The sequence below is a fragment of the Flavivirga amylovorans genome (assembly GCF_030540875.1).
In the GTDB taxonomy this organism is placed as follows: domain Bacteria; phylum Bacteroidota; class Bacteroidia; order Flavobacteriales; family Flavobacteriaceae; genus Flavivirga; species Flavivirga amylovorans.
Genome location: NZ_JAUOEM010000002.1, coordinates 272,777 through 293,479 on the forward strand (window position 1 = coordinate 272,777; position 20,703 = coordinate 293,479).

19 protein-coding genes are annotated in these 20,703 nt (G+C 31.3%); 13 read left to right on the forward strand and 6 right to left on the reverse strand.

The annotated features are described in order from the left end of the window. The first annotated feature begins 5 nt into the window (after positions 1 to 5). Genes Q4Q39_RS06370 through Q4Q39_RS06395 form a run of 6 tightly spaced genes read left to right on the forward strand, consistent with a single transcriptional unit; the run spans position 6 to position 7,360 of the window. Positions 6 to 2,432 carry a TonB-dependent receptor gene (locus Q4Q39_RS06370; protein ID WP_303281576.1) on the forward strand — a complete coding sequence of 809 codons (2,427 nt, stop codon included), beginning with the start codon at positions 6 to 8 and terminating at the stop codon, positions 2,430 to 2,432. 9 nt (positions 2,433 to 2,441) lie between these two features. After that, complete coding sequence (locus tag Q4Q39_RS06375) at positions 2,442 to 3,935, forward strand: ankyrin repeat domain-containing protein (RefSeq protein WP_303281577.1); 1,494 nt, start codon at positions 2,442 to 2,444, stop codon at positions 3,933 to 3,935. 6 nt (positions 3,936 to 3,941) lie between these two features. Then, positions 3,942 to 4,430: a DUF2271 domain-containing protein gene (locus Q4Q39_RS06380; protein ID WP_303281578.1), complete on the forward strand. Its 489-nt coding sequence runs from the start codon at positions 3,942 to 3,944 to the stop codon at positions 4,428 to 4,430. Between the two features lie 11 nt (positions 4,431 to 4,441). After that, on the forward strand, positions 4,442 to 6,634 hold the full coding sequence (locus Q4Q39_RS06385) for a PepSY domain-containing protein (protein WP_303281579.1): 2,193 nt from the start codon (positions 4,442 to 4,444) through the stop codon (positions 6,632 to 6,634). An 11-nt stretch (positions 6,635 to 6,645) separates the two neighbouring features. Further along, positions 6,646 to 6,999: a DUF6686 family protein gene (locus Q4Q39_RS06390; protein WP_303281580.1), complete on the forward strand. Its 354-nt coding sequence runs from the start codon at positions 6,646 to 6,648 to the stop codon at positions 6,997 to 6,999. Positions 7,000 to 7,006: 7 nt separating this feature from the next. Then, positions 7,007 to 7,360: a hypothetical protein gene (locus tag Q4Q39_RS06395; RefSeq protein ID WP_303281581.1), complete on the forward strand. Its 354-nt coding sequence runs from the start codon at positions 7,007 to 7,009 to the stop codon at positions 7,358 to 7,360. A 1-nt stretch (position 7,361) separates the two neighbouring features. Here Q4Q39_RS06395 and Q4Q39_RS06400 read toward each other — a convergent pair whose 3' ends face one another. From Q4Q39_RS06400 to Q4Q39_RS06415, 4 genes are read right to left on the reverse strand one after another with little or no spacing between them, the layout of a single operon-like run. Next, positions 7,362 to 7,886, reverse strand: coding sequence for a CvpA family protein (locus Q4Q39_RS06400; RefSeq protein WP_303281582.1), 525 nt, complete (start codon positions 7,884 to 7,886; stop codon positions 7,362 to 7,364). A 26-nt stretch (positions 7,887 to 7,912) separates the two neighbouring features. Next, positions 7,913 to 10,528 (reverse strand): TonB-dependent receptor, encoded by a 2,616-nt coding sequence (locus tag Q4Q39_RS06405; RefSeq protein ID WP_303281583.1) that lies wholly within the window; start codon positions 10,526 to 10,528, stop codon positions 7,913 to 7,915. A 5-nt stretch (positions 10,529 to 10,533) separates the two neighbouring features. Then, entirely contained in the window at positions 10,534 to 11,445 is a 912-nt protein-coding gene (locus Q4Q39_RS06410; RefSeq protein WP_303281584.1) for a FecR family protein, read from the reverse strand. A gap of 52 nt (positions 11,446 to 11,497) precedes the next feature. After that, complete coding sequence (locus Q4Q39_RS06415) at positions 11,498 to 12,007, reverse strand: RNA polymerase sigma factor (RefSeq protein WP_303281585.1); 510 nt, start codon at positions 12,005 to 12,007, stop codon at positions 11,498 to 11,500. 84 nt (positions 12,008 to 12,091) lie between these two features. Between Q4Q39_RS06415 and Q4Q39_RS06420 the strand changes: the two genes are divergently transcribed. The 5 genes from Q4Q39_RS06420 to pheS all read left to right on the forward strand — a co-directional run bounded on the left by Q4Q39_RS06420 (position 12,092) and on the right by pheS (position 17,287). Then, a complete protein-coding gene (locus Q4Q39_RS06420; RefSeq protein WP_303281586.1) occupies positions 12,092 to 13,678 on the forward strand; it encodes a 7TM domain-containing protein in 1,587 nt (528 codons plus the stop codon). Then, positions 13,671 to 14,552 carry a sugar-transfer associated ATP-grasp domain-containing protein gene (locus tag Q4Q39_RS06425; protein WP_303281587.1) on the forward strand — a complete coding sequence of 294 codons (882 nt, stop codon included), beginning with the start codon at positions 13,671 to 13,673 and terminating at the stop codon, positions 14,550 to 14,552. Before Q4Q39_RS06420 ends, Q4Q39_RS06425 begins: the two co-directional genes overlap by 8 nt. Before the next feature lie 7 nt (positions 14,553 to 14,559). Then, the gene (locus Q4Q39_RS06430) at positions 14,560 to 15,684 is read left to right on the forward strand and encodes a hypothetical protein (protein ID WP_303281588.1); all 1,125 of its coding nucleotides are present in this window, start codon (positions 14,560 to 14,562) and stop codon (positions 15,682 to 15,684) included. Between the two features lie 63 nt (positions 15,685 to 15,747). Continuing rightward, entirely contained in the window at positions 15,748 to 16,104 is a 357-nt protein-coding gene (locus Q4Q39_RS06435) for a hypothetical protein (RefSeq protein WP_303281589.1), read from the forward strand. 163 nt (positions 16,105 to 16,267) lie between these two features. Then, a complete protein-coding gene (pheS, locus tag Q4Q39_RS06440; RefSeq protein WP_303281590.1) occupies positions 16,268 to 17,287 on the forward strand; it encodes a phenylalanine--tRNA ligase subunit alpha in 1,020 nt (339 codons plus the stop codon). 1 nt (position 17,288) lies between these two features. On the opposite strand, the gene Q4Q39_RS06445 is transcribed toward pheS, so the two are convergent. Beyond that, entirely contained in the window at positions 17,289 to 17,735 is a 447-nt protein-coding gene (locus Q4Q39_RS06445) for a pyridoxamine 5'-phosphate oxidase family protein (protein WP_303281591.1), read from the reverse strand. Positions 17,736 to 17,845: 110 nt separating this feature from the next. On the opposite strand from Q4Q39_RS06445, the gene Q4Q39_RS06450 reads away from it, so the two are divergent. Next, positions 17,846 to 18,241 (forward strand): hypothetical protein, encoded by a 396-nt coding sequence (locus Q4Q39_RS06450; RefSeq protein ID WP_303281592.1) that lies wholly within the window; start codon positions 17,846 to 17,848, stop codon positions 18,239 to 18,241. Between the two features lie 349 nt (positions 18,242 to 18,590). Here Q4Q39_RS06450 and Q4Q39_RS06455 read toward each other — a convergent pair whose 3' ends face one another. Further along, positions 18,591 to 19,592 carry an NAD(P)H-dependent glycerol-3-phosphate dehydrogenase gene (locus Q4Q39_RS06455; RefSeq protein ID WP_303281593.1) on the reverse strand — a complete coding sequence of 334 codons (1,002 nt, stop codon included), beginning with the start codon at positions 19,590 to 19,592 and terminating at the stop codon, positions 18,591 to 18,593. 132 nt (positions 19,593 to 19,724) lie between these two features. Here Q4Q39_RS06455 and Q4Q39_RS06460 point away from each other — a divergent pair, with 132 nt between their 5' ends. Next, complete coding sequence (locus Q4Q39_RS06460; protein ID WP_303281594.1) at positions 19,725 to 20,666, forward strand: nicotinic acid mononucleotide adenyltransferase; 942 nt, start codon at positions 19,725 to 19,727, stop codon at positions 20,664 to 20,666. The last annotated feature ends 37 nt before the right edge of the window (positions 20,667 to 20,703 follow it).

Genomic DNA, 20,703 nt, shown 5'->3' on the forward strand with positions numbered 1-20,703 from the left:
TAAAGATGAAAAAAATACTATCAATATTACTACTTAGTTGTGGTATTATACACTTTGCTTACAGTCAGGCAACACTTAAAGGAATTGTGAAAAGTAATACGAATGAAGCTATTCCATATGCAAGTATATCTATCAACGGTGCTAAACTAGGAACCAATGCATCAACCGATGGTACTTTTACGATTAATAATGTGCCTTTTTCCACGTATAAAATTATTATAAGTGCTGTAGGTTATAAAAAAACCATACAAGAAATTAATGTAAATGGTGATCTTTTGGATATCATATTCATACTAGAAGAAGGTGATGAATTAGACGAAATTGAACTTTTTGGTTCAAGAAATAAAAGGGCAGAAAAACTTGAAACACTTACAAGGTTACCTCTTGCTCCCAATGAACAATTGCAAAGTATTTCTATTCTATCGAACAAGCTTATTGAACAACAAAATGCTTTAACACTTAGTGATGTTACCAAAAATGTTGCCGGTGTTTACACCTTTGCTACTTACGGAAATATTAGAGAAAGCATGTCTTTAAGAGGGTATAGAGGCATTCCATTACTTAAAAATGGTGTTAGAATTAATTCTGATTTTAGAGGCATAGGCGTTATTACAGATATGGCAGGTGTCGATAATATCCAGGTACTAAAAGGAGTATCAGCTATTAGTCAAGGTTTGGGAGGTGATTTAGGTTCCGCGGGAGGTGTTATTAATATCGTTACAAAAACACCTAAATTTTACGATGGTGGTGAAATAAGTTTAAGAGCCGGTAGTTTTGGTATGGTACGACCTGTATTTGATTTTTATGGGCCTTTAGATAAAAAGAAAACAGTGGCTTTTAGAGTGGCAGGTTCTTACGATAGAGCAGATAGTTATAGAGTAAAAGTAAATTCAGAACGTTTTTACATCAACCCTTCAATTGCCTGGAAACCTAACGATAAAACCAAGATCTTTTTTGAAATGGATTATATGGATGATAGTAGAACTCCAGATCAAGGCACTATTAATTTAGGCGATTATGCGACCAATAATATTTTGAAATTACCAGACAATAAATTTTTAGGCTTTGAATCGGATAGAGCGAATAGTGTCAATACAACCTATGCGGTAAGATTCGAAAGAGAAATTAATGATCATCTAAAAATTAAAGGTGGGTACTTTGCTTCAGATTTAGAAACCTATAGCGAAACATCTTATGCATTTGAAGGTGGTGGAAGAACTGGTTTGCCAGAACTTGCAAGTACGCAACGATATAGAGAATACTATGCAGATGGAAGAAAAGATAAAAATAGTGTACTGCAAATAGATTTAGTAGGCAAAGATGTAAAAACAGGAGCTTTAAAACACACATTTCAAGTTGGGATAGATTATAGAAATACAAATTTCGATAACACGGCATATATAACCACATATCCAAATACTGATGCCTATATAGATATTATTGATGTTAATCAGCCTATAAATAATATATTGCCAGAAGGTGTTTCTGTTGCTCCAAATCCTGCCAGGGCATCAGGGTCTCAAACAAAATCTTATGGGTTTACAATTCAAGATAAAGTTTCAATAACCTCATGGGCAGATGTGTTTTTAGGTATTCGCTATACCTCTTTAGAGCGCACCAAAGGAAACTTTATTGGAAGAAGCTTAACAGGAGCAAAAAGAGATGACGCGTTTAATCCTTTAATGGGATTCAATATAAAACCTATAGAAAATATTATAGTCTTCGGATCGTATGCCAGCAGTTCAAATCCTATGACCTCATTTTATAGAGATATTGATGGTAATGAATTAGGAACAGAACGTTGGGATCAATTTGAAACAGGTATAAAATCGACATGGTTTGATAAAGCCTTGCGTTTTAATGTTACTTATTTCTCTACTTATAGCAAGAATTTAAATTTAGAAGCTATTGACGCAGCTGGAACCTTTTTAGGGTATTATTTAAAGGGAGGAGAAGATACCAGAAGTGGTGTTGAGGTTGAATTAATAGGTCGCATATTGCCAAATTTAGAGATCATAGGAGGCTATTCTTATTTAGATGCCAAGTATAAAGACCATATATCGTATTACTTTAACTCCAGTCCTATTAACACACCAAAGCATACAGCAAATTTATGGCTACACTATGGATTTAAGAACGTTCTAGATGGACTGTCTTTAGGTGCAGGAGCTTATTATTTAGGAGAGCGGCCACATAATGTATGGTCTAGAAACTATACCCATACGGGAGTCGTTCCAGGTGTTAAACCATTCGATTTAAAAGCATATACAACGGTAAACGTGCAAGCGTCCTATAAGTTTAATAATGCTTTGAGTTTAGATGTTTTTGGGAATAATATTTTCAATGAATTAGGATTTAACGCCTATAGAACAGTATACATTAATAGAATACAGCCAGCTAGTTTTGGAAGCACCCTACGCTATAAATTTTAATTTGAGACAATGAATAAATTAAAAACAGTACTGCTAATGGTTTTGCTTGTAAATGTTTTACAGGCCCAAACAAAAAACATTTTTTTAAGTAGAGAATTCTGGAAAACATCCCCAAAAATAGAGATTGTAGAGCAAAAAATTAAAGAAGGCCATAATATTTCAGAACTCAATCAATATGGGTTTGATGCTGTAGTATATGCCATATTAGAAAAAGTACCTAACACCCTAATTAAGTATTTGCTTTCAAAAAAAGGGAACTCGGTTAATAAGCTTACTCATGATAAGAGAACTTATGTTTTTTGGGCAGCCTATGCGAATAATGTTGAGTTAATGGCTTATCTCATAGATAGAAATGCGAGAATGGATTTAAAGGATGCTCATCATTTTTCAGTATTAACATTTGCCGCAGCTACAGGTCAAACAAATAAACAAATTTATGATCTATGTATAAAAAACGGCATCGATATTAAAAATGATAAAGATGAACATGGTGCCAATGCATTATTATTGATTGCTCCCTTTCTTAAGGATATAACACTAATAGAATATTTTACATCCAAGGGCATAGATATTCATAGTACTGACGATATTGGTAATGGTATTTTTAATTATGCAGCAAAAAATGGCAATATAGAAATAATGAAACGCTTAATTAAGTTAGGTGTTTCATACAATACACTAAATAATGAAGGCGGCAATGCTATCATTTTTGCGAGCCAAGGTACCAGACAACACATTAATTCTATAGAAACTTTTAAATATTTAGAGTCTTTGGGAATTAATTCAAATGTTACAACTACTAAAGGTGTAACGCCTTTACATGCTTTGGCATATAGAAGTAAGGATATCTCGACATTTAATTATTTTATAGATAAAGGCGTAGATGTTAATCAAGCTACAAGTGATGGTAATACTCCTTTTTTAAATGCAGCAAATAATAATACAATTACTATTGTTTCTCATTTATTCAAGCAGGTAAAAAACATCAATTTTACAAATAAAGATGGTAAATCTGCGCTCACAAATGCAGTATATAAGAATAGTATTGACGTTGTTGAGTTTCTTTTAAAGCAAGGAGCAGATACTTCTATTAAAGACAAAAACGGGAACAATCTTACATACTATCTTTTTAAAAGTTTCGATTTAAAAAACATAGATACATTCAATAAAAAGTTAGCCTTGCTTATCAAGCACAATTTGGATTTAAAGGAGACTCAAGGAAATGGAGATACGCTATTTCATTTAGCATTAGAAACAGGTAATTTGGATTTATTAAAACGTGTAAATACTATGGGAATAAATATAAATACTAAAAATAATGATGGGATTTCCCCTTTGCAAGAAGCAGTTATGAAAGCCAAAGACGATACTGTATTAAAGTATTTATTGTCCGTTGGCGCAGATAAAACTGTTAAAACCGATTTTGATGAAACAATTTATGATTTAGCAAAAGAAAACGAATTGCTCAAAACTCATAATATCGATATTAATTTTTTAAAATAATAACAGATGAAGCGTATTAAAACAATTAAAATAATATCACTTCTTATGCTTTTTATGCTATTAGGGTTTAAAAATAAAGCAGAAACCACAACATATAAGTGCATGATCCAAATGACGAATTATTCTGGAGAAGGGGCTTATGTTATTATTTCATTATTAAATCCAGAAGGCAAATATGAAAAAACATTATACGTGCAGGGAGATGATGATGAATGGTATTCTGAAATAACAGCCTGGTGGAAATTTCAAGGAAAAAGACGGACAGATATTGATGCCATAACAGGAGCAACAATAAGTGGTGGCGGGCGTATGATAAGTGTTATCGAGATTGAAAATAGCAAAATAGATACGGGTTATAAAATACGTTTTGAAACCGCTGTGGAAAATCAGGAATATTATAAAGATGATGTAGAATTTGAGCTTACATCCGAAACCATAAAAAATAAAATAGAAGGAACAGGCTTCATACGTTACGTTCGTATGATGGCACAATAAAAAGATCCCAAATGACCATTTCTATATGGAGATATAGCCACCTTACTTTGGCTATATCTTCTTCTATATTCATATTATTAGCAGCCTTAACAGGTATAGTTTTAGCGTTTGAACCTATTTCAAATCAGCTAAAACCTTATGCTGTAAAGCATGCTGATGCCCTTTCGCTTTCTAAAACCGTAGAAAACCTACAAGCTGAATATGATGAGGTAATACATGTAGAAAAGGATAAAAACAATTTTGTAATAGCTTCTGTTATTACAAAAGACGGCAAAAATGAAACCTTTTATATAAATCCATTTACTGCTAAAAAAATAGGCGATATTATTGAAAAAGCACCATTTTTTAAATTTGTTACCAATTTACATAGGTCATTGTTTTTAAAGTCTACAGGAAGGGTTCTTGTAGGTTTTATATCCTTTTTACTCTTTTTAATGGCCGTTACTGGTGTGTTTCTAATTATTAAGCGACAAGGCGGTGTAAAACGTTTCTTTTCAAAAATGATTAAAGAAAATTTTAATCAGTATTACCATATCATTATTGGAAGGTATGTTTTAATACCTATTGTAATAGTTACGCTTTCGGGCGTTTATTTATCGTTGGAAAAGTTTTCGTTATTGCCATCAGAAAAAAAACCACATGACATAAATGAAGAACTTTTAGTAGGAACACCTAAAATAAAAGTTCAGGATTTCAGTCTTTTTAAAACCCTTACTTTAAATGATATTCAGCGTGTTGAATTTCCTTTTTCTGATGCTATTGAGGACTATTTTGTTTTAAAGCTTAATGATAAAGAATGGCTTGTAAATCAATATAACGGAGCCATAATAAGTGAAAAAAAACAAAATTTGGTAGCTTTAGTTTCAAGTTGGAGTATGCTATTACATACAGGCCAGGGTTCTATAATGTGGTCTGTTATTTTGCTGTTAACTTGTATTGCTATCTTGTTTTTTATGTTTTCGGGGTTTGCTATGACACTAAACCGCAGAAAAAATAGTATCAAAATTAAAAACAAATTTAGCAAAGACGCTGCTGAGTATATTATTTTAGTTGGTTCGGAAACAGGAAGCACTTATGGTTTTGCAAAAGCTTTGTATAAAGCTTTAATTGCAGAAGGTAAATCGGTATTTGTTTCAGAATTAAATGCGTATTCCAGCTATAAAAAAGCAGAACATTTGGTGGTATTTACATCTACTTATGGGGATGGAGAGCCTCCCACAAATGCAAAGAATTTTGAAAAATTGGTTGGTCATGTTTATCAGAACAAGATCCTTAAGTACTCCGTTGTTGGTTTTGGTTCTTTAGCTTATAAAGGCTTTTGTAAGTATGCTATTGTGGTAGATTCTTTATTGCAACTACACCAGAAGTTTATTCCGAATTTATCCCTTCATAAAATTAATAACCAATCTTTTGACGCTTTTAAGGACTGGGCATCTTCGTGGAGTAAAAACAAAGGCTTAAATCTAAAAATTGAAAAACCTGTAAACACACCTCAGCCTAAAAATTCAAAATTATTTAAAGTGGTTAGCAGATCTATGGTTAATTCCGATAACTCTTTTTTGCTTGAATTAGAGCTTGCCCAGAAGTTAAAATTTAACTCTGGAGATTTGTTTAAAGTATATCCAAAGAACGAACAAAGAGAACGTTTATACTCTATTGGTAAAATAAATGAAAATATAGTATTAAGCATTAAAAAACATGAGTTCGGAGTATGCTCAGGTTATTTTAGTAAACTTAAAAAAAACGATATGGTACTAGCAGATATAAAACAAAATAAAGATTTTAATTTTCCTGTAAATGTGAAAGAAGTCGTTATGATTTCTAATGGGACGGGGATTGCACCATTCTTGGGGATGATTAATAATCAGGATTCTAATTCTGTAAAATCACATTTGTTTTGGGGTGGACGGACGAAAGATTCTTATCAAATCTATTCAGAATTAATAGATAAAGCTTTTTATAGCAAAAAACTATCTGGACTTTACATTAGTTTTTCAAAAGAGGAAAGTCAAAAAAGATATGTGCAAAATTCAATAGTAGAAAAAAGTGATTTAATATCTCGGGTATTAAAAAGTGATGGTGTTATTATGATTTGTGGATCAATAGCTATGCAAAACGATGTTCTGGAAACATTAGAAAGTATCTCTGAATCTAAATTGAATAGGCCTTTAAATCTAAATCAAATTAAAACAGATTGTTATTAATATAAAAATGTATGTGCAATAGTATAAGGACAATAGCAAAAGTAACTAGTGGAGAACTTTCAATATGTGAGCAATGTAATGTCTATCATGTTGAGTTTAATAATATTTATTTTGAATTTACTCCAAATGAGTTTGATCATTTTAAAGACTATCTTTTAAACATCGAGTTGGATTATTGGGAAGAAAGATATTCTTGCGCAAAGGTTAAAAGAAAAATCCCCATTCCGTCAATGCAAAAAAACCTGGTTTTAATGTTCAATAGACAAGAAATAAAAGAATTGAAATTACTTTTTTGTGGAGAAGAATGTGGTTTTGAAAATGTATTATATGCTAACGATATAGATTATAAATTGATTTTAAACTAATTAAAGCATGGACGATATAAACACGATTTACTATAATGATTTTGGAATCGCTTTCCACTGGAAAAGATGTGCTGTTAAAGATTTTAAGAAGATTCAATTAGTCTTTAGAGACACAGGGTTATTACTAACGTCCCATGAATTGCTATTATTCTCTGAAAACATAGATAGATCTTTAAACAGAAACTGTTCATGTATAGATTGTATAGAATATAAAACTTGCAAATTGTTGGTTGAAGCTCCAAATCCGCAAATGACTTTCGCCATGACTTACACAGAAATAAAAGACATACAAGATTTAGTAAAAGGAACTTTATTTCAAATGGGATTAAATAAGATACTTAGCGATAATACAATTAAATAGCTTAAACTTCACCTGCTTCTATGGTATCCTCTTCCTCATTTTCATTAGAATCTAAAATATTTGGAAGAATCATAGGCACCAAGGATTTTACGGGGTTATAGAATACAGAAGCTTTTAAATCGTCTTCATTTGCAAATGGTATTGCTCTATTCATTTTATCAAAAACGATTAAAATCACACTTAAAATCAATGCAATTTTAAGACTTCCAAAAATGCCTCCAAGTAGCTTATTTATAATGCCTAGAGCAGCAAAATCTGCTAATTTAGTTAGTGCTTTTCCAGCAAGCGCAATGGCTAAAACAATGATTACAAAAGTTATTATAAAAGCAGCAATATTAATGGTTTTTTCATTCCAATCTACTTTACTTTCTAAAAATTCACCAGCAAAATTGCTAAAATGTATGGCGCCATAAACCCCAGCAATTAAAGCAACCAAAGAGGCAACTTCAACAAAAAGCCCTTTCATAAAACCACGAATAAGTCCGAATAAAATTAAAGCTCCTAAAACAATGTCTATAATACCCATAAAACAAATGTATGATAAATATATAACTAAAAATATAGTCTAAATGTTGCATTTGGTGTAAAGCCAAGTGATAATTGTTCTATACGATCTAATTCTTCTACGCCTGTATTTGGATTTGTATCCACTCTGTAAAATACAGAAAGAGGGATTTGTCTTGAGTAGATATTTTGTAATGATACTCCAAAAACACCGCGCGTTTTGTTACGCTGTGATAGTTTAAAATGATACAATAATGACGCGTCTAGGCGATGGTAATTTGGTAAACGCTCACTGTTTATCAATCCAAAATCAATATCACCACTAGTCACATTAAAATTATCCACGGGAGTAAAAGGACTTCCCGTTCTATACATCCATCCTAGTGATAATTCCCATGTTCCTAAGTTGTAAGATGTTGAGGCTCTGAAATTATTGGTAACATCATTATTCCCAGGAAACGAGCTATTTTGTAGGCTTTTAAAAGTGTATTGTACATCATTAAAAGTATAGCCTAACCAAAAATTAAAGTCATTTATTTTCTTTTTTAATAAAACGTCTATACCAAAAATATCACTTTCCCCTGTTGAAAAGTCTTCTGAAGCATTCGTGAAACCATTTGTAAAAGAAGTGAGTCCCTCAATATTTTTAACATAAGCATCTATATCAAAAATCCAGCCGTTAAGATCAATTAAAAAGCCACTGGAAAACTGTGTGCTTTCTAAAACAGGAATATCGCCTCCATCAGATAACGTCCATATTTGATTTTCTAATCTAAGTTGTGTGTCTTCAAAATTAACTAACTGACTTATGGTTTGGTATCTTTTTTCGGCTGTAACTTTTAATCTAATGTCTTTATTTATAGGGAATTCTGCATTTAATCTGGGTTCTATAAAATAATCATTAATAGCCGAATAATGCGAAGCACGAACACCAAGACTCAAAACGCCTTTATTATTTGGACGAAAAAGGTATTCTCCATAAATACTGTGCGTTTGGTTTTCTTGATTTTTAATTTCGTTAAAATCTCTAGTGTCACCACTAAGAATAACATCCTCGTCATCATCAGGATCAATCGTGTTATTGTCTAGTTCATCTCTAAACAATTGAAAAAACACACCTGTATTTGTATATTGATAGCCTAATTTTATGGCATGATTGTCAATAAACTCATATTCTATTTTAGCATCAAAGCCATATTCTTCAACTCTGTTTTTTCTTAAATTCTCTTCTTCTACAATGCCTTCTTCTGTAAATAAATTATCGTAAAAACTATTAAAATAAGAGTAATAGCCTTTAAGGGAATGTTTCATTTTTTTAAATTTAGTACCACTCCAAAGTAAGCTGGCTCCTTGGTTTTCTATTTGCAATTGATCTGAAGTGTTATCTTCATCGTCAATAGTCGAAAAATTCAAATCATTTTTTGTTATTAAACCACTAACTGTGATTAAGTCATTTTCTGAAGGTTCAGCAATTAATTTTATGTTAGTATCATAAAAATAAAATTCATTTTCTCCCGAAATTTCAGAAGTATCATCGTCGTCTTCAACAACCACTCCAGCATTATTGGTGACTACTTTTGTATTTTGAAATACCTTATCTGCAATAGCATCATAGGTTGGAGTCTGAAATACATCTGTAAGCGCACGTCTTGCTGAAGCTGTAATACCAACAGACTTTGCTATTGGTGTCTTTATAAATGCATCTGCATGTGTACCATTTATGCCAATACCAATAGTTGTAGAATCTATAACAGTGTTAGCACTTGAAATATCAATAACTCCAGAAACACGATCACCATATTCTGGGCTTGCTCCGCCTTTATATATTTTAGTACTTTCTACAACATAAGGGTTAATGGATGAAATCATTCCAAAAAAATGTCCGGTATTGTACATTTTAATATCATCAAAATAGATTAAGTTTTGATCTTGGGACCCTCCTCTAATTTGAATATCGGAAGCACTTTCATTTAAACTTGTGATACCAGGAATTAATTGTAGACTTTTAAAGACATCGGGTTCTGTAAGACCTGGTAATAATCCCAAGGCGTCGTTTCTTATTAAGGTAGAGCCATCATTGTTTTTATTTAAACCTTTTGTAATATAAGCTGTTATAATAATATCATTTAAAGCCTGTGCATTAGTCCTTAAATAGAGGTTTTTACAGGTGCCCTCTTTTAATTCTAATGCAGGAAGCCTCATGTCTTTATAGCCCAAATATTGAATAACTATGTTGCTATTAGGATCCATATTATGGAGTTCGAAAAAACCAGATTCATTAGTTGTTGTACCATGATCTGTACCTTGAACAACTATGGTAGCAAAAGGAAGATTGTCTTTAGTGTCACTATCAAATAAATACCCGCAAATATCAATCTTTGGTGCTTTTATTATGATTTGTTTTTCTGAAATTTTATCAAAAGTAAGCGCTGTTTGCTTTTTTAATTCTTTTAATAAATCTTCAATGCTTATGCTCGTAGCAATAAAATTTATAAGCTTGTTCGCTACTAAAGTTTCGCTATAAGAAAAAAGTAAACCTGATTTAGTTTCTATATCTTTTAAAACTGTTTTTAAGTAAGTGTTTTGGTAATTAATACTAAGCTTTTCTTGAGATAAAGACAAAAATGGTATTAATAAAATAAAGAGGTAAAGTGTTTTTTTCATAGCTATTATTCTTTTGAGCTATTTAGTAGTAAGATATTTTTGTTGATTGTGTATTCTATTTGCATCGGAACTAAAACTGTTTTCAAAGCAGTTTCCAGATCGTTATGTACAAAATTACCTGTAAAACGTTGAGATAGGTCAACACCATTTGTTTTAATAGTGATCCCGTATTGTGCTCTTAACTCATTTAAAACATCACTAAGCATCGTGTTATCAAACGTACTGATCCCTTTTAACCAAGAAGGACTCGTTTTTGTAGTAGTAGCTTCATTAAAATCATTATTTATTATAGAAATAGATTTTCCAGCAGTTAAAACAGCCGTTTTCTCTGTTTTATTTTGTTTAAACATAACTTTACCTTCGTAACAAATTAAATTATAAGCGTTTTTTCTAGACCTTATATTAAATTCTGTTCCTAAAACACTAACTGTTCCGTAGTTTGTTTTTACATTAAAAGTACTGCCTTTTTCTACTATAAAATAAGCTTCTCCGTTTAGCGAAACGTTGCGATTGGAATTCCAGAAAAATCGATTATGCTCTAATTTAGAATTGGCATTAAGTTGAATTTTTGAATTATCGGGGAGTGTTACAGCTAATTGCTCGCCTATTCCCGTTTTGTAAGTTATATTATTAAAGAAAACACCAATTATTAAAACAATGGAAGCTGCAACAGCTATTACATAACTAATAGATTTTAGAGAAATAACTTTAGTTGATTTTTGATTTTTGCGTTTTGCAGCAATATTGGTATATAGCTTTTCTTTATTAAAAGCAGGTTTTTCAAAACGATTTGAAGCGGTAACAATAGATTGATACTCCGCAAATTCTTTTGAATTTTTGAATTCGGCAAGCTCTTCTTGGGTAAGCGTTCCTGCCAACCATCTTGCTAAAATTGTATCGTCTTTTTCTTCAAACATAATATCTTTGTTCACTTAGGTAACCAGCAAGTATCTTTTTACCCTACCCCCATTAAATATTTTTAATTGTTAATCTTAATTTAATGAGTGCTTTATGCATTCTTTTTTCAATGGCTTTTTGAGATACCCCAAGCATTTCTGCCATTTCTTTATATGTTTTTTTATCAACCCTATTTAACAAAAAAACTTCTCGCTGGCCTTCAGGCAAAGATTGAATGGCATTTTCAAGTTTAACCATAAACTCATCTTCTTCCATTTTATATTCAGGCGTTTCAATATCTGAAATTTTTTGTGGCTGTTTAGCATATTTTAAAATCACTTTTTTATGAGCAACTTCATTATAAAATGCATTTTTAGAAATGGCATATAAATAGCCGCGTGCTTTTTCTAGAAGTACTTTTTTGCAATTATTCCAGAGTTTAATAAAGGAATCCTGAACAATATCTTCGGCTTGTTGTAAATCGCCACATCTGTAATAAAGATAGTTCCGAAGCTCTTCAGAATGATTATCGAATACTTTTCTATAGTTATGTTCTAAACAAACCGAATTGCTGTCTTTCATTAAAAATAAAAATTATTTTTTCTAAAGAGGGGTAGGGTATATTAAAAAATAACTGTTCCCCTAACAAATCTAATAATTTAAATCATGAGATCATTAAACAACTTCAGAATAATTTTAACCCTTTTGTTAGTAGTAGCTTCTTTAGTTTTATTAGTAAAGGCTATTTCTTTATCTGGTAAAATTGGAAACTTTTTCGCAGAAGAACGTTATACGGTAAATTATCAATATTTCTTCAAGACAAATGACGAAACCACTAAAATAAAAACCTTTTTGCCCAAAAATTCAGATCGACAACAAATTACTTCAGAATCATTAAATACGAGTCCCAGTGTTACATTTGAACGTAAAGCTTCAAATAATAATATTAGAGGTATTTGGACAGCCAATAATGCTGAAGCATACGAGAACATTGATTATAAATTTGAATTTGAGGGAAAATCTAAAACATTTAAACTTCCAAAGGTTTTTAAGTACAATAGAGATGTAGATCTTACTTATTTAAGTGCTACAGAAAATATTCAGTCTGATAATACGAAAATACAAGTATTGGCTAAGCAACTATCCAATGATAAAACGAATGATAAGGAAATTGTTAAATCACTTTTTAGTTATGTAGAAGCAATTCCTAATGCACCAATAATTACACTAACCGATGCTGTAACAGCTTTAGAACAAAATATTGCATCCTGTAATGGTAAAAGTAGATTGCTTGTCGCTTTATCGAGAGCTCTAGGGTATCCTGCACGAATAAAAGGGGGGATGATTTTAAATACCGAAAACACCCGTAGTTCTCATGTATGGGCAGAACTTTTAATAAATAATCAATGGATTCCTTTTGATGCTATAAATAATCATTTTGCCTATATACCAGCTAATTATTTAGAATTGTACGAGGGTGATGAGTTTTTACTAACCCGTACTTCAAAGATTAATTTTGATTATAATTATGAGCTTAAACGACAAGTTAATATTCCTTTTATACAAGCTAGTGCATCAGAGATAGGTGCATTGATTCCTTTTTCGCTATTAAATTTATTAGAAAACAAAGTCATAACTTATAAGTTATTGGTATTGTTGTTAATGCTTCCTTTAGGAGGTTTTATTGTAGCGTTATTAAGAAATGTTGTTGGACTTAAAACTTTTGGTGTTTTTCTTCCTGTATTAATAGCTTTTTCTTTACTAAAGACAGGTTTTGTTATTGGAATTAGCATCTTTTTATTTTTAATTCTTGTTATAGGACTATTATCTCAGCCATTTTCTAAACTAGGGTTGCTACATACCCCAAAGCTGGTAATTTCATTAACCCTTATGGTTATTGTCATTATTGTAGGGTCTTATTTAGGGCTTTTAACCAATAATGCCTGGTTAGGATCATTAAGTTTCTTCCCTATAATTATTTTAACAGTTTCGGCAGAGCGCTTTTCAAATTTAATAGTAGAAGATGGATTTAACGAAGCTACTAACATGCTATTTCAAACATTGTTAGCCGTAAGCATTTGTTACTTATTATTATCTAATAAATGGTTGTCTTCCATACTAATTGTATTCCCGGAAATATTACTAATTATAGTGAGTTTATCTATGCTTTTAGGGCGTTATCTAGGCTTAAGATGGTCAGAATTAATAAGATTTAACCCAATTTTTAACCTTAAAAACACAAGCTATGCGTAGAGACTTATTCACAATAAAAAATAGAAGAGGTGTTATGGGGCTTAATCAAAGAAATATAGAATTAATATACCCCAATAATAAACGCAAACATTATCAATTAGCAGATAATAAAGTAAAAGCGAAGGCTATTTTACATAACAATTATATTGCTTGTGCTGAGACTTATGCTGTTATAGAGCGAGTAAGCGATATAAAGAATAAGTGGGAACAATGTAAGACATACAAGAGTATGGCGGTTAAGCCAGCTAACGGTAGTGGAGGCGGAGGCATTTTGATTTTAAAAAAAGACGCGAATTCTAATTGGAGAAATGGCGGAGAACCAATTACCGAGACACAAATTTTTCAACATATTACAAGTATTGTTTCTGGGTTTTATTCTATGAATTCTCAAGACAGTTGTCTTATTGAAGAATGCATAGTTCCACATCCATTCTTTGCCGAAATTTATGATGAAGGTGTGCCAGATTTTAGAGTCATTACTTTAAAAGGACAACCCATTATGGCGATGCTTAGAATGCCAACATCAAAGTCTAATGGAAAAGCAAATTTACATCAAAACGGTGTCGGTATAGGTGTCGATATTAATAAAGGCGTATTAACACAAACCTACGATGGGAGACAGTATCTAGATTGCCACCCAGATAATCCGATACCCATAAAAGGAAAACCAATACCATATTGGGAAGAACTCATAAAACTATCTATTGATACCGCAAAAGTATTTCCTCTGGATTATTTAGGAATAGATTTAGTCATAGATGCTAAAAAGGGACCACAGATAATGGAGGTTAATGTAAGACCAGGTTTAGGGATTCAATTAGTCAATCAAATGGGTTTGGGAGATGCTATAAAATTAAATTATAAAAACAAATAAAATAGACATGAAATATTTAAAAATAATAACAGGAGTTATATTAGTAATGAGTCAAATCCAAGCTCAGTCACAAATTAAATTAGAAGCTGGTACCCAAGCAGGTTATGAGTATAATTATTTTAAAAGCCCAGATCAAGTTCGTTTTAATGGCATGTTGCTTGATGAAAACGATTTAATAGCAAGTAGTATTTACCAGGAAGTAAACATTGATTTTGAAAACCGCATCAAATGGAATCGTAGCAAATTGAGACTTATTGCAAAGCCTAATATTAAAGTGTTTTATGAGAATTTAGAAGATAGTTATTGGGACATTACTGGGCAGGCAAAATATTACCATGATCTGTCAAGATATACCACTTTATTAGGAGAAGCAAGTATAATAAGAATGAATAGAGAAGGTTTAGATGGTGCCCAGGATGTTATTGTTAATCCGTTAGGTTATACAAATGTTGGAGCAAGCATTGGTGTGCAATTCGAACCTATTGAAGCTAATAAAACAACTGTTAAAGCATTTTATAATTTTAGGGATTATGATGCCTATGGAGAAAGAGATTTGCAGTACAATGAAGCAGGGGTAAATCTATCAACAAAACAAGACCTAGAAGTTAATGGAAGTGAGCACAGTATAGGCGTATTAGCTTATTTTAAAGTTAGAAAATATGATACATTTAATGCAACAAACATCATTTCTAATGGCGTTAGAGATTGGAGCTATCTAAAAATTAATCCGTACTATAAAGTGCCATTAGGAAACAATTTAGAAGCAAAACCGAGTTTTGTTTTTTATCAAAGAATGGATAAAATAGATCGGTCTGGATTTTCACAATTTGGTCCAGAACTAAAGTTAAAATACGAGAAATCTAACACTGAAATTACAACAGATTTTTCATACTTAAACAGACATTACAAATCTATTGAGGCAAGAGATAATGATGGTTTAATAGGAGATAAATTAACGTATGAATATATAGAATTTAATCTTTCAATAGCACATAAGTTATCAAATAACCTATTTTTAACTGCTAACATTTATAGTAGATTGAGACATACAAATTATACCGATATTGATGCACGATCTTTTAGAGGGTATCGTAACCAATATGCAGGTTTAGGAATAAAATGGAAATTATAATTTTTAGTGTTTAAAAGACCAGATAAACACGTAACTTTGGGCTTTTAATTTTGAACTTTATAAATGTCTAGAGACGAACAATTAAAAGAACGTTGGCAGTTGCTAGTTAAAAAACTATCTGATCAATTTGCAGATGGCGAGACTTTAGACCTCGATGCTATTATTTATTTAATAGGGGTTCAGGAACTTGGTCAACTGGATAGGAGCTTTAAAAAAGATCAGAAGTTAGATCTCATGCATATTGCGATTTGCAAATTGCTTATTCCTTATGGGTATTACGAACTTGATTTTGTAGACGAAGAAGGGTGGCCACATTATAAAACATTAGAAGCCCTTCCTCATTTAAAAGCAGGTGAACAAAGTATTTTAATGAAAGAAGCCATCGTGAACTATTTTTTAGAAACTGAATATATTAGTTAGTTTTTAAGCGTTACTTTTTAGGTTGCATTCCTGCAAGTTGTTTTTTTGCTAGTCATGCTGAATTTGTTTTAATATCTTACAAAAGAGTTCTAACAATTGCTTGAATACGAACGTATTTTTAACAAAATTGATTAAATTTGCCATTCATTTTTGAAATGACACCATGATAGATAAGATAAAAGAACTCATAGCTGAAGCAGAAGACTTTAAAACGCAATCTAAAGAAGAAGTAGAAGCATTTCGTATAAAATATTTAGGTAAAAAAGGCTTATTAAACGACTTTTTTGCTGAATTTAAAAATGTAGCAAACGATCAGAAAAAAGAGTTTGGTCAAACTATAAACAAACTTAAAAAAACAGCAGAGGATAAGGTGAATGCCTTAAAGGATGAGCTTGAAAGTAAAGAAGAAGTAAAAGGTGTTTATGGTGATTTATCGCGCCCTGGAGAACCTGTTCAAATTGGTGCACGTCATCCTATTTCTATCGTAAAAAATCAAATTATTGATATCTTTTCTCGCATAGGTTTTAACGTAAGTGAAGGCCCTGAAATAGAAGACGATTGGCATAATTTTACAGCTTTAAACTTACCAGAATATCATCCAGCACGTGATATGCAGGATACATTTTTTATTCAAACAGATCCAGATATCTTGTTGCGTACACATACCAGTTCTGTACAGGTGCGTTATATGGAAAACAATAAACCGCCTATTCGTACTATTTCACCAGGTAGAGTATATAGAAACGAAGCTATTTCGGCAAGATCACACTGTTTTTTCCATCAGTTGGAAGGATTGTACATAGATAAAGATGTAAGTTTTGCAGATTTAAAGCAAACACTTCAGTACTTTACAACTGAAATGTTTGGAAAGTCTAAAATACGATTGCGTCCGTCGTACTTTCCATTTACAGAACCAAGCGCAGAAATAGATGTGTATTGGGGATTAGAAACCGAAACTGATTATAAAATTACCAAAGGCACTGGTTGGTTGGAAATTGGAGGTTGTGGTATGGTTGATCCTAATGTTTTAGAAAACTGTAAAATTGATCCAACTGAATATTCAGGATTTGCATTTGGAGTAGGTATAGATCGTATAGCTATGTTACTACACCAAATAGGTGATATTCGTTTGCTGAGTGAAAATGATGTTAGGTTTTTGGAGCAGTTTAAGAGTGCTTTGTAATTTATTGTAAACCATAAGCTTTTTTAGCACTTTCTATTTGGTCTTCTTCAGTGGTTTCTGGATAAAGAATATATTTAGGGGCGATTATTTTTTTAACATTATCAATTGATATTTTGATAATATTAGAAAATGGAAATTTGCCTTTTGTCATTTTCAATAAAATGGTTTCCATGGTAACATATTCTGTATCGTTTTTAGACACAATTTCAGCTTTCCCTTTAATTTGATACCCTTTTTGCACTAAAACATCTATAAAACTTACGCATACATTATGGTTTTCCTTAATATTTTTAACCGATTGAGGAGATGCTATGTTTGCAATTATGATATTATTTTCTCTATAGTGTGCAAATATTTCTTTAGGTGATACATTAGGAATATTCTCTGAGGAAGAAGTCGCTAACCAACACAATATACTTTTATCAATATAGGTCTTTATATCATTCATGATTATTTATAAGAGTATAATTAAAACGATTATGGCTAATATAAATGTTTTATCAAAATTACCATTCTTAAAAAAACGATTATTTTTGTGCTTTTAAATTAAATAGATAAGTGAAAAAAGACATTCAAATCCCAAAAGTCGAAGACGTTTACATAGCTGTTGTAAACGAATACAATGATATATACAAAACGCAAGATTGGAATGCCTACATAATAAATGATAAGGATGTTGATCTAGAAATGATTCTTATCGTTACCAGTGGTTATTCAGAAAATAAAACGACTTCTATTTTCAGAAAAAAGCTAGATAAGCTTCCCAAAAAAAGTTATGCAAAAATAGAATTGATGCAAGAAGGGTTATTTGCCCTGAACAATACCTTTAAAGTTTCTTTTTTTGAAGGTAATACCATGTTTGATAAAACTTATTTATTTAGAAAAAACACGATTAATTTGAAAGCTTTACAATCAGTTCCTTTAATGGATGTTAAAGGTGTTTTAGTGAAGTAAACCCTTCCGTCTTTAATTCCTTTTATGGAATTAAATCCACATTCCCTTAAAATAATGGAAGGATTTAGTGTCGAGTTTGATCTTAGGCTCTAAAGAAATAGATCAAATTCCAATAAAAATTTTATTTTGGCCAGTTAATAAAAGAGGCTGTCTAAAAAAGTGTCATTCAGAATGAAATGAAGAATCTCTTTAAATTAAACATTTTGAATACCAGCATATTGAGATTTTTCGGCTGCGCTCAAAATGACAACTTATAGACTTTCTAGACAGCCTCGACTTCAATTTCGAGGTATCGAAATTGAAGTCGAGGTGGTTATTTTTATTAAATGAATTGCAATTCTTGGAAAATCTAATCCAACTTCTCAGTTAACTTTTTAAACACTTTTTTAGGGTTTTTGTTTTCGTATAAAACCTGATAAACTGCATTAATTATAGGAAGCTGTGTTTTTTTTGTGTTTTTTATATTGAGTAAATGAGCACTTTTTGTCGCATAATAACCTTCAGCAACCATATTCATTTCCATTTGAGCCGATTTTACAGTGTAACCTTTACCAATCATATTACCGAACATGCGATTTCTAGAAAAAACTGAATAACCAGTTACTAACAAATCACCCAGATAAGCAGAGTTATTAATATTACGTTTCATTTTATGCATTTTTTTAATAAAACGTTTCATTTCACGTATCGCATTACTCATTAACACACTTTGAAAGTTATCACCATAACCCAAACCATGTGCAATGCCTGCAGCAATAGCATAAATGTTTTTTAGCATAACAGCGTATTCTATGCCTATAATATCATCACTGATTTTTGTTTTTATGTAATCGCTAGATAAATTATTAGCTATCTTTTTTGCTTTTTCAGTATCCGAACATGAAATAGTTAGATAAGACAAACGTTCTAAAGCTACTTCTTCTGCATGGCAAGGTCCAGCTATAACCGCAATATTATCATAAGGAGCATTATAAGCATCATGAAAATGCTCACCAACTAAGAGTCCCGTTTCTGGCATAATACCTTTTACGGCTGATACTATTGTTTTACTAGAGATATCAATATTTAGTTTTTCTAGTTCACCATGAATAAAAGCCGAAGGAATCACAAAAAATAAAACATCTGCATAAGCAGCTATTTCGTTAATATCGTTGCTGATTTTTAATTGCTTTAAATGAAATTCGACTGAGCTTAAATAATTAGGGTTGTGTTGCTCTTTTAGTAAATGCTCTTTGGTGTAGACACTTCGCATGTACCAACCAACTTCATCTAAATTTTCACAAAGCATTTTCACAATAGCTGTAGCCCAACTTCCGGCTCCAAACACTGCATATTTTAAAGGTTTATCCATAGATAACTAATCATTTTCGCTTCAAAAATACACAAAATAATAATGATTGTTAAACTAAGAAAAGATTAAGAAATTGTTTTTTGGCACGCGTTTTGAAATCACTAAAGTATAAACCCAAAAAAATGTTTGATTATGAGGACTGTAAAATTACTTTTAGGCTTTGCTTTAACAGCAACATTATTTACATCATGCTATACAGAAGTTAATGTTGATGAACTACAAGACCCTGGGATATCTATAAATCAATTATTAAACTCTCACGAATTATGGTATGTTGATATTAATAGGACTAAAGGATTTGGTGAAACCCCCTTTTTACAAAAAGCATTTACAATATCTTTTAGAAATGGGGTGGTATATGCAAACAATAATATAGTTGGATTAGGAGATAATGGAGATGGTTTTGGTATAGATATAGGAGAATATGATGCGTATGATATGGTTTTAGATGTTTCTCATGATATTGATAGATTTGAAACTTTTGATGTTTTTCAAATAGATAGCAATACGATTGAACTTTATAACCCTAATAACGATACATCTTATTTTCTAGAGGGTTATCAACGTAGTAATTTTGATTACGATTTTGTTTTCTACGATAATATTCATTATTTCTTACAAGAATATGAAGCTTGGGAAAAGACTTATACAAGTGAATTTGGAGCTATAAACGAGTTTGATAATGAAAATTATTTACAGTTTTTAGCTGGAGGAAATGATTCTACATTTCAAAGTTCACAAGATGTAAACGGGACAGCAGCAAACAATCTTATATGGGATTATACAGGAATATATGGTGTTGGAAATGTTACTGGAAATATGTATTTAAAAACTTTAACATTAGATTATGATTTCTTCAACAATGAATACTTCGAATTGAGCGTTATAAATGATGTAAAGATAGAGTTGTTTCACCCATCGTCTGAAACAGTTTATGAGTTTGAAGGTAGAGGGTATATACAATACCTTAAAAATGGAGATACAAAAGCAAAAGGAAAAACGACGGTTGATAAGAAGCGTAAGTTTAGAAAAGATAAAGTAGAAAACCCAAGAGAAAGTACTAGGGTTAAATAAAAATTTTGGTTGGTTATTTAGTTTAGAAACCGCTTAA

Bases quoted from the DNA above. Each gene is read 5' to 3' on its own strand.
- Q4Q39_RS06370 (WP_303281576.1), top strand. From the start codon at position 6: ATGAAAAAAATACTATCAATATTACTACTTAGTTGTGGTATTATACAC.
- Q4Q39_RS06375 (WP_303281577.1), top strand. From the start codon at position 2,442: ATGAATAAATTAAAAACAGTACTGCTAATGGTTTTGCTTGTAAATGTT.
- Q4Q39_RS06380 (WP_303281578.1), top strand. From the start codon at position 3,942: ATGAAGCGTATTAAAACAATTAAAATAATATCACTTCTTATGCTTTTT.
- Q4Q39_RS06385 (WP_303281579.1), top strand. From the start codon at position 4,442: ATGACCATTTCTATATGGAGATATAGCCACCTTACTTTGGCTATATCT.
- Q4Q39_RS06390 (WP_303281580.1), top strand. From the start codon at position 6,646: ATGTGCAATAGTATAAGGACAATAGCAAAAGTAACTAGTGGAGAACTT.
- Q4Q39_RS06395 (WP_303281581.1), top strand. From the start codon at position 7,007: ATGGACGATATAAACACGATTTACTATAATGATTTTGGAATCGCTTTC.
- Q4Q39_RS06400 (WP_303281582.1), bottom strand. From the start codon at position 7,886: ATGGGTATTATAGACATTGTTTTAGGAGCTTTAATTTTATTCGGACTT.
- Q4Q39_RS06405 (WP_303281583.1), bottom strand. From the start codon at position 10,528: ATGAAAAAAACACTTTACCTCTTTATTTTATTAATACCATTTTTGTCT.
- Q4Q39_RS06410 (WP_303281584.1), bottom strand. From the start codon at position 11,445: ATGTTTGAAGAAAAAGACGATACAATTTTAGCAAGATGGTTGGCAGGA.
- Q4Q39_RS06415 (WP_303281585.1), bottom strand. From the start codon at position 12,007: ATGAAAGACAGCAATTCGGTTTGTTTAGAACATAACTATAGAAAAGTA.
- Q4Q39_RS06420 (WP_303281586.1), top strand. From the start codon at position 12,092: ATGAGATCATTAAACAACTTCAGAATAATTTTAACCCTTTTGTTAGTA.
- Q4Q39_RS06425 (WP_303281587.1), top strand. From the start codon at position 13,671: ATGCGTAGAGACTTATTCACAATAAAAAATAGAAGAGGTGTTATGGGG.
- Q4Q39_RS06430 (WP_303281588.1), top strand. From the start codon at position 14,560: ATGAAATATTTAAAAATAATAACAGGAGTTATATTAGTAATGAGTCAA.
- Q4Q39_RS06435 (WP_303281589.1), top strand. From the start codon at position 15,748: ATGTCTAGAGACGAACAATTAAAAGAACGTTGGCAGTTGCTAGTTAAA.
- pheS (WP_303281590.1), top strand. From the start codon at position 16,268: ATGATAGATAAGATAAAAGAACTCATAGCTGAAGCAGAAGACTTTAAA.
- Q4Q39_RS06445 (WP_303281591.1), bottom strand. From the start codon at position 17,735: ATGAATGATATAAAGACCTATATTGATAAAAGTATATTGTGTTGGTTA.
- Q4Q39_RS06455 (WP_303281593.1), bottom strand. From the start codon at position 19,592: ATGGATAAACCTTTAAAATATGCAGTGTTTGGAGCCGGAAGTTGGGCT.
- Q4Q39_RS06460 (WP_303281594.1), top strand. From the start codon at position 19,725: ATGAGGACTGTAAAATTACTTTTAGGCTTTGCTTTAACAGCAACATTA.